A 12,123-nucleotide genomic window follows, 5' to 3' on the forward strand; every position below is an offset into this window, starting at 1 on the left:
AATACCGGTGAATAGAGCTATGGGATATCAGTCAGCACAGAATTTAAATATGATTGTTGAAAAGCATGCCTCATTAGTCAAAAAAGTGGCATGCCATTTAATTGCTCGTTTACCGGCCAGTGTGCAACTAGATGATTTAATTCAATCAGGTATGATTGGCTTAATAGAGGCTTCAAAAAACTTCGATGCCAGTAAAGGCGCGAGTTTTGAAACCTTTGCGGGTATTCGTATTCGTGGTGCAATGATAGATGAAATGCGACGAGGTGATTGGGTTCCACGTTCAGTTCACAGAAAAAGTAGACTAGTAGCAGAGACGATAGTCGCGCTTGAAAACAGTTTAAATCGTGAACCTAAAGATAGTGAAGTGGCTGAAAAACTTGAAATTTCGTTAAATGAGTACCATCATATTTTAAATGATGTCAATGTAAGCAAAGTTTTGGGCATTGAGGACCTTGGTATTGACGATGATGTGATTACACCTCATGGCCAAGATTTAGCACTAGACAAACCTTTCAATAATGTTAAAAATGAACGGTTTAATGAGTCTTTACTCAATGCGATAAAGTCGTTACCGGAAAAAGATGCAATGGTGCTTTCTTTGTACTATAACGATGAAATGAATTTAAAAGAAATTGGGCATATACTCGATGTTAGTGAGTCGCGTGTAAGTCAGATACATGGTCAGGCGATGATTAAGCTTAAAGCAAAAATCAATGACTGGATAAACTAGAAGTAAGTAAATAAAGGTTCAGGCCTCACTGGAGGATGTTTTGGATAAAAACATTAAAATTCTTGTTGTTGATGATTTTTCAACAATGAGACGTATTATTAAAAACCTGTTGCGCGATTTAGGTTTTACCAATGTTCAAGAAGCGGATGATGGGTCAACTGCTTTACCTATGTTGCAAAATCAAGTATTTGATTTTGTTGTAACAGATTGGAATATGCCAGGCATGCAAGGTATTGATCTTTTGAGGGCAATTCGAGCTGATGACAAATTAAAGCATATTCCTGTTTTAATGGTTACAGCAGAAGCTAAAAAAGAACAAATAGTAGCTGCGGCCCAAGCAGGTGTTAATGGTTATATTGTTAAACCATTTACTGCAGGTACATTGAAGACTAAATTAGAAAAAGTGTTCGAACGCTTAGGTTAATGAGAGGGAGAGGCTTATGTCAGCACCTGCTGCGCCTCAGATTACTTTAGAACAAGCTCGCCAGTTGGTTGTTTTTTTAGAAAATGGTGAGCAAGATAAAGCGAATCAGTTAATTTTAGAAACGGCTTCACAAGAGCAATCACAGTTATTTGCTGAGGTAGGTAAGTTAACGCGTCAATTACATGAAGCTTTAAAGAGTTTCGAGTTAGATACGCGCTTAACAGACATTACCACTGATGCCATCCCTGATGCTAAGAAACGCCTCAACTATGTCATGGAAATGACTGAGAATGCAGCCAATAAAACAATGGATGCAGTTGAAGCTAGCTTACCTTTAGCGCAAGAAATTGCTGACGAAATTTCTGATATCAAGCCAACGTGGGATCGGTTAATGAGCCGGGAAATTGAGCTTGGTGAGTTTAAGTCACTTTGTCATAGTATTGATAAGTTTATGAACAGCTCTCATCATAAAACTGATGAGTTGCAGATGTTGATGACCAATGTATTGATGGCTCAAGACTATCAAGATTTAACTGGTCAGGTTATTCGTCGTGTTATTGAACTTGTGCGTGAAGTTGAAGAAAGCTTGATCCACTTGTTAACTGCATTTGCAGCACAAGGTGAGGTTGAGCCAACACAACAGACCGAACAACCAGAAGAAACAGAAGATTCCATTGTTGCACAAACACTAGCAGGCCCTGAAGGGCCTATTATTGATAAAGAATCGCGTAATGATGTTGTATCTGATCAAGATGAAGTTGATGATCTATTATCAAGTTTGGGCTTCTAATAGGAGAGTACTGCATGAGCTTTGAAGTCGATGAAGATATTTTACAAGACTTTTTAGTAGAGGCCGGAGAAATCCTTGAGCTTTTATCTGAACAGTTAGTAGAACTGGAAAACAACCCAGATGATACTGAACTACTAAACGCAATATTTCGTGGTTTCCACACTGTAAAAGGTGGCGCCGGCTTTTTGGCAATGACAGAGCTTGTTGATGCATGTCATGGTGCTGAAAACGTGTTTGATTTATTGCGCCAAGGTGTAAGAACAGTTAACTCTGAATTAATGGATGTAATTTTACAAGCGCTCGACACCATTAATGAAATGTTTGCCACAATTAAAAATCGTGACCAGCCAGAACCTGCTGATCCAGAGTTACTTGCAGTCCTTCATAAGCTTGGACAACCACCGACGGCAGAAGAGCTAGCCGGCGATGCTGTAGTTGAAGAAGATACAGCCTCTGTTGAAACCCCATCAGTAGAACCTGAGGCCGCTGTAGAACAACCTAGCAATGATTCTGAAGAAGACCCATTCGCATTTGATGAATTATTTAGCGGCCCAGATAGTAGTAGCTCAGACTCTCAGATTGATGAAATAACTGAAGATGAGTTCGAAAGTCTTCTTGATGAGCTTCATGGTAAAGGCCAGTCCACGCAAGAAAAACAATCCCCATCAAGCGACAGTGATGTAAATGGCGATATTACAGATGATGAATTTGATAGCTTATTAGATGAGCTTCATGGTGTTGGTAGTTTTGGCGAAGTTACTCAAAGCACTGCAAGTACACCACAGCAAGCACCATCAGCTCCTGTAGTAGATTCACAAAATAGTGACTCAAGCGCGGGCGATGATGAAATAAGTGACGATGAATTTGAAGCTTTGCTAGATGAATTACATGGCAAAGGTGCACCTAAAGCTATAGAAGCATCGGCTCCGGCAAGTAAACCTGAGCCCGTAGCCGCAAACAAGTCTGCACCTGCTGCTACACCGAAACCTGTACCAAAACCTGAACCGAAACCGGTACCAAAAGCAGAGCCTGCTAAGCCGGCGCCTGCTCCACAGCCAGCCAAGGCCGCGCCGCCTAAAAAAGCAGCGCCTCCACCGGCAGAAACAACGGTTCGTGTTGACACCAAACGTTTAGACCAAATAATGAATATGGTAGGCGAGCTGGTACTTGTGCGAAACCGTTTGGTGAGTCTGGCAACAAACTCTGACAGCGAGGCTATGGGCAAAGCTATTTCTAATTTAGATGTAGTGACTGCTGATATCCAAGGTGCGGTAATGCAAACGCGAATGCAGCCAATCAAAAAAGTGTTTGGCCGTTTTCCACGTGTAGTTCGAGATTTAGCACGAACGCTACAAAAAGATATTAATTTATTACTAGTTGGTGAAGACACTGATTTAGACAAAAACTTAGTAGAAGCATTGGCAGATCCATTGGTGCATTTAGTGCGCAACTCAGTGGATCATGGTATTGAAATGCCAGATGTTCGTGAAGCATCGGGTAAACCTAGAACGGGTACTGTGACCTTATCAGCTTCTCAACAAGGCGATCATATTCTACTTACCATCCAAGATGATGGTGCCGGTATGGATGCTGAAAAGCTTAAAAAGATTGCGATTAGTAAAGGGGTGCTTGATCACGACCAAGCGAGTCGTCTTTCTGATACTGAAGCGTATAATCTTATTTTTGCACCTGGTTTTTCAACTAAAGAAGAGATCTCAGATATTTCCGGCCGTGGTGTTGGTATGGATGTGGTTAAAACAAAAATCACTCAACTCAATGGCTCGGTGAATATCAAATCAGAAATGGGTGTTGGTACTACTTTAGAAATTAAAGTGCCACTTACTCTAGCGATACTGCCTACCTTAATGGTAATAGTTGGCGAACAAACCTTTGCGTTGCCGCTGGCGGGTGTGAGTGAAATATTCCATTTAGATTTAACAAAAACTAATGTGGTTGATGGCCAGCTAACTATAATTGTTCGTAAAAAATCAATTCCACTTTTCTACCTTGAACATTGGCTCATTAAAGGCGCCGATAGAGGTCATCGAAAAGCACAAGGTCATGTGGTTATTGTGCAAATAGGAACTCAAAAAGTGGGTTTTGTTGTTGACTCGCTCATTGGTCAAGAAGAAGTGGTAATTAAGCCTCTAGACGCATTACTTCAAGGTACGCCAGGTATGGCAGGTGCAACAATCACCTCTGATGGTGGTATTGCACTGATCCTAGATGTGCCAAATATGTTAAAGCATTACGCTGGATAATTAAAAGTAGGCATACATTTTATGCCTACCCATTCATTGAATAAGAGAGCGAAATGGCTGTTAAAGTTTTAGTAGTTGATGATTCAAGCTTTTTTCGCCGCAGAGTGAGTGAAATACTTGAACAAGACAGCGGCATTGAAGTTATAGGTTTCGCTGTAAATGGTCGAGAAGCTGTCGATAAAACAGCTCAACTACGACCCGATGTGATCACCATGGATGTTGAAATGCCTGTGCTTGATGGCATCAGCGCAGTTAAAGAGATAATGGCGAGTAATCCCACTCCTATTTTAATGTTCTCGTCGTTAACGCGTGCAGGGGCATCTGCTACGTTAGATGCACTTGATGCTGGTGCGATGGACTTTTTACCGAAAAAGTTTGAAGATATCGCACGTAACAACGACGATGCAATTAAGTTATTACAAAATAAAGTTAAAGAAATAGGCCGCCAGCGAATTGGTAGAATTACCAGAGCGCCTGCTGCTCCAAGTCTTAAACCAGCGCCAGGCACTTCTGAGCGCTTTGCTAACAAGCCTATAGTGCAACCTGATCGTAGCTTTAAAATTGCAAGCCCAACGCCTTCAAGTAGCGCATCAACACGTGCTAGTGGTAAGCAATACCAATTAGTTGCTATTGGCACATCAACAGGTGGACCGGTTGCACTGCAAACTATATTGACTCAGTTACCTGCTAATTTCCCACACCCAATACTACTCATACAACACATGCCTGCGGCATTTACACCTGCGTTCGCAACCCGATTAGATAGCTTGTGCAAAATTAAAGTAAAAGAAGCACAGCAAGGCGATAGGCTTCAACCTGGCTGTGCATATTTAGCACCAGGTGGGCAGCAAATGATGGTAGAAGGACGGGGTTCAAACAGAACACTACGCGTATTTGAAGATAAAAATGAACGAGTAAGCTATAAGCCTAGTGTTGACATAACCTTTGCTAGTGCAGCAAAAGCATACCAAGGTGATGTACTTGCCGTTATTTTGACTGGTATGGGCGCAGATGGTCGTGATGGTGCTCGTATGCTTAAACAATCTGGCGCTACAATTTGGGCTCAAGATGAAAAAAGCTGTGTTGTATATGGTATGCCGCAAGCAGTAGCAAGTGCAGGATTAGCAAGTGAAAGCATAGGTCTTCATGATGTTGCTGCGCGTTTAAAAAGAGAGATTGGCTGTGGATAAGCTTTCTATTTTAGGATTATTGGTTGCATTAGGTGCTATTGCAATCGGTTATTCTTTAGAGGGAGGTGTGGTATCTGCTCTGTTTAATGGGCCTGCACTTATTATTGTATTAGGCGGCACATTAGGAGCAGTGATGCTGCAAACATCAGCCAATACATTTAAGAAAATGCTTAGTATTACTCATTGGGTTTTTGTTACTGATGACCACGATATTGAAGATACGATTGAACAAGTAAAGCGCTGGTCGCATAAAGCCCGCCAAGAGGGCTATTTAGCGCTCGAAAACGAAGCACTTACTCACTCTGACCCTTATGCCACTAAAGGACTGAGTTTATTAGTCGATGGCTGCTCAGATCAAAAGCTTCGTGATACTCTCGAGATTGATTTATTACTTGAACGAGAACGATTGCTGGAAGCTAGCCGAGTGTATGAAGCGATGGGAGGTTACAGCCCAACCATTGGTATTTTAGGTGCTGTGCTTGGACTGATCCAAGCTATGTCGTTTATTAACGATCCTGAGCAATTAGGAACGGGTATTGCCACTGCATTCATTGCGACTATATATGGTGTAGGTTTAGCTAATTTACTGTTTTTGCCGATGGCCAACAAATTAAAGCAACGGGTTGAGCAAAAAATGCTTTACCATGAAATGCTAGCTGAAGGCGTTATTGCCATTAGCCAAGGCGAGAGCCCTATTAATATAGAATTAAAGCTTGAAGCTTACCGCGTTGAACGTCCTATATTACAGGCTCATTAGCGGTTATGCTTCGCCGTCGCTTACGTCATCAAAACGTTAAAAGCCAACATACTGAGCGTTGGCTAGTCTCTTATGCAGATTACATGACCATTATGTTTGCATTTTTTGTTGTATTGTATGCTATTGCAATAAACAAAGAAGACAATATACAAGTTTTATCTGACTCTCTTGAGCATGTTTTTGATAAGTCAGCTAAACAATTTTCTCAGCAAGGTAAGGGAGTAAACGGCGATGCTTTGTTGCTTGAAAGAGTGACTCCCGAGGCTGAAGTTTTATATGGCGAAAGTATTCAAAAACAAGAACAAGGGCCAGTATTGCTCGATGGCCAAAGTGATAATAGCAATATCAGCCAGCGTCACTTAGGTAAGCCACTCGACAATTTACTGGTCAAACTACAGTCGTCACTCATTGATGAAATACGTAGTGGCGATGCAAGCTTAGAGCTTAGTCAAGATTGGCTGGTTATTGAACTTAATTCTGGGTTGTTGTTTGCCAGCGGTAGTGCCGTTGCGCATAATCAAGCTAAAGACGTTGTAAAAAAGATTGAAGCAATAATCGCACCTGTCGATAACTATATAAGAGTGCGGGGATACACAGATAACGAAACTATTCGCAATGAAATATTTCGCTCTAATTGGGAGTTGTCGGTGGCACGTGCAACATCAATATTAGTTGAATTAGAGCGCTTAGGTATTCAATCTGCGCGCATGGCAATTGAGGGATATGGCCAATACTCACCTTTTGCCGATAATGATACCGAAGCAGGGCGGGCTGAAAACCGCAAAGTGGTGATTGCGCTTTCCAAATACGGCTTGGTTTTAGAGTCAGCGGATGAGGATACTGAGCAGCAACTTCCTGAAGCTATTAAACCAGCTGAAGTTGAGCTGCCTACTCAAGACGATACAATAAAAATAATTCGCTTAGAGCATGGTGGTATTCGTGTTACTACGCGTAATGAACAGTAATTAGGATGTAATGTGAAAATCTGGACAGTAGCCAATCAAAAAGGAGGGGTAGGTAAAACCACTACAGCGGTTAGCCTTGCTGGCATCCTTGCGCTTCAAGGTAAGCGAGTGTTACTGATTGATACCGATCCACATGCATCATTAACTTATTACTTTGGCATTGATTCAGAAGATTTAGAGGTCAGTGTTTACGATATTTTCAGTCGCGGGTCGAGCATGAAAAGCGAGGAAATATTGCAAGCATTATGCCCTTCTACTATAGAAAATCTTGATATTTTACCTGCCACAATGGCGATTGCTACACTTGACCGTAGTATGGGTAATAAAACGGGGATGGGCCTGATTTTAAAAAAAACATTGGCTAAAATTGGCGAGCATTACGATTACGCAATTTTAGATTGTCCGCCCGTTTTAGGGGTACTTATGGTCAATGCCCTTGCTGCTTGTGAAAGAGTGCTGGTGCCAGTACAAACTGAGTTCTTAGCGCTTAAGGGGCTTGATAGAATGATGCGTACTATGGAATTAATGCAAACCTCGCAAGCGAAAAGCTATGAATATACTATAATTCCAACTATGTATGATAAGCGCACCAAAGCGTCACTTGAAGCCTATAAAACACTACAAGATACGTACAAAGAAAAAGTATGGCCAGGTGTAATTCCTGTTGATACAAAATTTAGAGATGCGAGTTTAGCGCAAAAAGTGCCTATTGATTTTTGCCCTAATGCCCGTGGAGTCTATGCTTATAAAGCATTGCTCGAATATTTAATAAAACAAGGTTAATAAATGAGTAAGCAATTATTTGCTAATGAAAAAGTAGTCACTCAGTATTTAGGGGCGTTATTATCTGATGACGTACCAGCGAAAGACCTTGAGCCTGTTGCTAAATTGCTTGAGCAGGTAGCGTATGAAGAGCAAAAAGAGCAACCACTTCATGTTGAATCGGTAGTTGAGCCGGTTGTTGAGGTTGAAAAATGCCATGAGCAGGTAACGAATGTAGAAATAGATTCTCACCAAGTGCAGCAGCTTGAAACTGAACATGATGTAGCACTTGGTAATGAAGCAGAATACTTTGATGGTGAATTTCAAGCATTATTTTTTGAAGTAGCAGGACTCACTTTAGCAGTGCCATTAAAAGCGTTAGGCGGCATACATGAGCTTGGAGAGGTGAATCATTTATTTGGTAAACCTAAATGGTTTAAAGGTGTCATGATCAACCGAGAAGAAAAGCTCAATGTTGTTGATACCGCACGCTGGGTGATGCCTGAAAAGTATGATGAGCAGTTAGAGGCATCTTTAAAATATCAATATCTAATCACTTTAGGTGATAGCCAGTGGGGTTTATTAGCAGAAAAACTAATAAATAACATTACATTGAGTAAAGAAGATGTAAAATGGCGTACAAATGACAGTAAGCGCCCATGGCTTGCTGGAGTAATTAAAGAAAAAATGTGTGCTTTAATAGATGTTAATAATTTAAATGCACTATTAGAGAAGGGCTTAGATAGCCGTCACAAGTAATGACCATTACGAGGTAAGAGCATGAGTGAAGATAAATTACTGTCAGCTAAAAAAAATGCAGATAATAATGATGAAATTTTACAGTGGGTTACGTTTAAGCTAGAAGATGAAACTTATGGCGTAAATGTAATGCAAGTGCAAGAAATACTACGTTACACCGAAATTGCTCCTGTCCCAGGTGCGCCTTCGTATGTGATTGGTATTATCAACCTGCGTGGTAATGTCGTTACCGTTATTGATACTCGCTCTCGCTTTGGGTTACCTGACATTGAAGCGACCGACAATTCACGTATTTTGATTATTGAAGCTGAAGAACAAGTAATTGGTATTTTAGCCGATAGCGTGTCTGAGGTCGTGTATTTACGTAGCTCAGAAATTGACAGCGCTCCAAACGTGGGTACTGAAGAAAGTGCTAAATTTATTCAAGGTGTATGTAACCGCGATAATGAGCTACTTATTCTGGTTGATTTAAATAAACTACTTAGTGATGACGAATGGGATGAGTTAAGCGATATATAAGCTTCTCTACATAAAATTATGTTATTACTTGGTATTGCAATTGCGGGTTTGGCATTTGGGCTATTCTCGCTGCTGTTAATTGTGATGTTTAAAAAGCGTTATGCAAATGAGCTTGGCGCACAATTACAGCAATTTAAAGATTCATCAGAGCAGATTAATATTTTACGTAGCGAAGTCTCTGAGTTACGAACTGGATTAATGAGTATTGGTAAACGAGTGCTTGAGGTAGAACAACAAAACCAAGAGCTGATACAGCAACAAGCTGCTCAAAAATACGATGACCCTGATGCTAAAATATACTCTCGAGCGGTAAAAATGGTTGAGCTAGGTGCTGATTTAGATGAGGTTATTCGCGAGTGTGAATTACCCCGCGCCGAAGCAGAACTGTTATTTTCTTTACACAAACAAAAAGGCGCTTAGCGCCTTTTTTGTTTTTATCATATTGGCTCATGCTTTTATATTGAGCTTCCCTTGAAAGTCCTGCCATCCGGGCGGGAATTTCCCTCTTACCACATATGAAAAAGCAATCAGTTCAGCAATAACAAAGTAAAGCTCTTTAGGGATCTCTTCGCCAAGCTCTAATTTCGACAGTGTATTTGCAAGTGCTTCATCCTGATGGATTAAAATACCTTTATCTTTAGCTAGGGCAATAATTTCATCCGCCAATTCTCCAAACCCTTTAGCGCTTACGGTGGGTGAATTACCCGTTTCGTAGAGCAGTCCAATTGCTGAATTGTTTTTAAATGAATCCGTCATGGCTAAACCTTAATATTTATAATGGCATGGGATTGGTAAAATGCTTGATGGTTGTCATCTGCGCGTTTCAAATTAAGATCGCCGACTTGTAAGCCCTGTTTTGCTAGTTTTGAGCGTAAATTATCAAGGTGTGGATGAGCCAACGCGCTCACAGCTTGAGTGGACGCTAATAACTGACAATCTAATGCTTTGTCCATCAACTCTGCGGTTATTTGCAGCTTACCTAGTTCAGCATAATCAAAATTTAATCTTACAAACCACACGTTTTTATCCGCTAATTTGCCGTTGTTTGGCTTTTTATATTGTCCTAACGATATTTCTGTTTGTGCCGCCTCTGGTGGCAGTTTCATGGGCAATAAAAACTGCGCTAAGGAGTTAGTGTCAGGCTGCTGGCTCAAAACGGGCGCTTGTACTTGGCTTAAGGTGTTTTTAATTTGTGTTAATTCACCTGCTAATGCTTGCACTTGTGGTTGCTGTAACTGTTCTAATAACTTATTAGTATTATTACCGGCCTTGAAGCTTGGTAATAAAACCTGAAGTAGGGCCTCTAAACCGCTTTGATTATTAATGCTAACGGCTGTTGGGTTTTGGTTAATAATCGGCGCAGCTAAAATGCTTAATGAAAGTTGTTCTACACCTCGATTAAACGAGCTCTGCAAAGTGTCACTGGTTAGTTGTGTCGGCTTTATAGTACTGAGTATTTCACGCTGTATGGTGGTCGGGTGTAAATTACTTTCTGACAACATACGGTTAAAAGCTTGATTAACCAAGCGGTTTAAGTCTGTACCCTGATCCGCCGCCTTAGTTACGATAGTGTTTAGTTGGCTGCTTAGAACGTGTTTGCTTGCTTCTTTTTGCTCTATTGGAGTGGTTTCGGTTTGCTTTAAAACGGTTGTCAATAATAGCTTTTCCAGTGGCTGCAAATGATTAACGGCTGCTAAGGATCGATTAGCTGTTTGTGCTGATTGGGTAATAACAGGGTGTAAATCTACGGGTGTTGGTAACGCTCGCTGTTGCCATAAAGAGATACTAGTTTTTAGCTGCTGGGTTAGTTGCACTAAAGGGGGGGGAGTTCCTAAAGGGCTTTTTAATTGCGTAATGTCTATTTTTTGCGTTGGTGCGAGCCATTTTTGTTGTTCATTAACAACATTTGGTTTTTGAGATACGTTTAATGCAGTGGTAAATGGCTTGCTTTCAAAATGTTTTACGGCATCTAAAATACGTGTTTTAAAATCAGCAAAGCTGCTTTTTAGCCATGATTGAATTGGACTATTAACGGTACTAAGTGGATGAGACTTAATTTTTTGCGAATCGATAGCAACTTGCGGTTGCTGTAACAGCATCTCATTAAATGGTTTACTAAATGAGTTTTTAAGCTCCACGGTTATATTTTGATAAGCGGTTTTAATTAATAGTTTATCTGCTTGGCTGCTAATAGTTACCTTAGTCGGCGTTGTGGGTAGTTCAGATAACTGTTGATGGCTTAAGCTAATATTTAACGAGCTTTTTGCGGTATTTGGAGTTAGCACCGCAAACTTGGGTGTAGCATGAAGCTGAGCATGACCTAAATTGTTAGCAACTAATTGTGTTAGTTTTGCCTGGCTTAAAGGTTGAGAATGTACAATGTCAGCAAAACGATTAATGATATTTAGCCGTGTACCTTTGCCATCAGTATCAATTATGCCTTTTAATAAGGGTTCTTCGGCCAGTAATTGCGCTACTTGTTTATTAATGGCGATGCTGGCATTAAATTTTTCAATCACCAGTTTTGGCGTTGGCTTTAAAGTAACTTGTATCGATAGCGGGTTGTTTTGAATATAACTTTGAGTGTTTATAAAGTTTAAAAACCGCTGTAACTGTTCTGGTTGTTTAATTGATAAGGTGCTGTTGTTAGGAATAATGGTTAAGCTTTTACCATCTGCACTTAGTTGTATGTTAGCACTCGCTATTTTTTCAACGTTTGTTGGGGCTTCATTAACAGTGAGCCGAATTGTTTGCCAATGCTTATTCATAAATACATCAAGCGTAACTGAATCTTTAGAAAACTGAATGTTTTTTGCCGCTAGTACTTCAGGCGGCAGTATTGGTAACGCAGTTTTACCCGAATCGGTTGTTTGATTACTAACCTGTGGGTTAGTCACTGTAATGTGCGTTGGTGTATTCATTATTTTATATCAAGTTTTCTGTATTTTAAGTAAATCGATTCTAAA

13 protein-coding genes are annotated in these 12,123 nt (G+C 40.5%); 11 read left to right on the forward strand and 2 right to left on the reverse strand.

Features of this window, described 5'->3' with window-relative positions; genetic code table 11:
* Nucleotides 1–19 precede the first annotated feature (19 nt).
* The 11 genes from CWB76_RS02845 to CWB76_RS02895 are packed head-to-tail and all read left to right on the forward strand — an operon-like array spanning nt 20 to nt 9,577.
* Nucleotides 20–730: an RNA polymerase sigma factor FliA gene (locus CWB76_RS02845; protein WP_138605376.1), complete on the forward strand. Its 711-nt coding sequence runs from the start codon at nt 20–22 to the stop codon at nt 728–730.
* A gap of 40 nt (nt 731–770) precedes the next feature.
* On the forward strand, nt 771–1,154 hold the full coding sequence (cheY, locus tag CWB76_RS02850; RefSeq protein ID WP_138605307.1) for a chemotaxis response regulator CheY: 384 nt from the start codon (nt 771–773) through the stop codon (nt 1,152–1,154).
* Between the two features lie 16 nt (nt 1,155–1,170).
* Nucleotides 1,171–1,944 carry a protein phosphatase CheZ gene (locus tag CWB76_RS02855; protein ID WP_138605308.1) on the forward strand — a complete coding sequence of 258 codons (774 nt, stop codon included), beginning with the start codon at nt 1,171–1,173 and terminating at the stop codon, nt 1,942–1,944.
* Nucleotides 1,945–1,958: 14 nt separating this feature from the next.
* On the forward strand, nt 1,959–4,205 hold the full coding sequence (locus CWB76_RS02860; protein WP_138605309.1) for a chemotaxis protein CheA: 2,247 nt from the start codon (nt 1,959–1,961) through the stop codon (nt 4,203–4,205).
* A gap of 53 nt (nt 4,206–4,258) precedes the next feature.
* Nucleotides 4,259–5,395, forward strand: coding sequence for a protein-glutamate methylesterase/protein-glutamine glutaminase (locus CWB76_RS02865; protein ID WP_138605310.1), 1,137 nt, complete (start codon nt 4,259–4,261; stop codon nt 5,393–5,395).
* Nucleotides 5,388–6,152, forward strand: coding sequence for a flagellar motor protein (locus CWB76_RS02870; RefSeq protein ID WP_138605311.1), 765 nt, complete (start codon nt 5,388–5,390; stop codon nt 6,150–6,152). Before CWB76_RS02865 ends, CWB76_RS02870 begins: the two co-directional genes overlap by 8 nt.
* 5 nt (nt 6,153–6,157) lie before the next feature.
* Nucleotides 6,158–7,117: a flagellar motor protein MotB gene (locus CWB76_RS02875; protein ID WP_138605312.1), complete on the forward strand. Its 960-nt coding sequence runs from the start codon at nt 6,158–6,160 to the stop codon at nt 7,115–7,117.
* Between the two features lie 12 nt (nt 7,118–7,129).
* The gene (locus CWB76_RS02880) at nt 7,130–7,900 is read left to right on the forward strand and encodes a ParA family protein (RefSeq protein WP_138605313.1); all 771 of its coding nucleotides are present in this window, start codon (nt 7,130–7,132) and stop codon (nt 7,898–7,900) included.
* A 3-nt stretch (nt 7,901–7,903) separates the two neighbouring features.
* On the forward strand, nt 7,904–8,638 hold the full coding sequence (locus CWB76_RS02885; RefSeq protein WP_138605314.1) for a chemotaxis protein CheW: 735 nt from the start codon (nt 7,904–7,906) through the stop codon (nt 8,636–8,638).
* A gap of 21 nt (nt 8,639–8,659) precedes the next feature.
* Nucleotides 8,660–9,157: a chemotaxis protein CheW gene (locus CWB76_RS02890; protein ID WP_008112225.1), complete on the forward strand. Its 498-nt coding sequence runs from the start codon at nt 8,660–8,662 to the stop codon at nt 9,155–9,157.
* A gap of 18 nt (nt 9,158–9,175) precedes the next feature.
* Nucleotides 9,176–9,577 carry a DUF2802 domain-containing protein gene (locus CWB76_RS02895; protein ID WP_054201706.1) on the forward strand — a complete coding sequence of 134 codons (402 nt, stop codon included), beginning with the start codon at nt 9,176–9,178 and terminating at the stop codon, nt 9,575–9,577.
* Nucleotides 9,578–9,604: 27 nt separating this feature from the next.
* Here CWB76_RS02895 and CWB76_RS02900 read toward each other — a convergent pair whose 3' ends face one another.
* Both CWB76_RS02900 and fliK read right to left on the reverse strand, forming a co-directional pair.
* A complete protein-coding gene (locus tag CWB76_RS02900; protein WP_054201705.1) occupies nt 9,605–9,913 on the reverse strand; it encodes an EscU/YscU/HrcU family type III secretion system export apparatus switch protein in 309 nt (102 codons plus the stop codon).
* 2 nt (nt 9,914–9,915) lie between these two features.
* Nucleotides 9,916–12,078 (reverse strand): flagellar hook-length control protein FliK, encoded by a 2,163-nt coding sequence (fliK, locus tag CWB76_RS02905; protein WP_138605315.1) that lies wholly within the window; start codon nt 12,076–12,078, stop codon nt 9,916–9,918.
* Nucleotides 12,079–12,123: the final 45 nt, after the last annotated feature.

Origin of the sequence: Pseudoalteromonas sp. S1609 (assembly GCF_005887255.1) — a bacterium.
Taxonomy (GTDB): Bacteria; Pseudomonadota; Gammaproteobacteria; order Enterobacterales; family Alteromonadaceae; genus Pseudoalteromonas.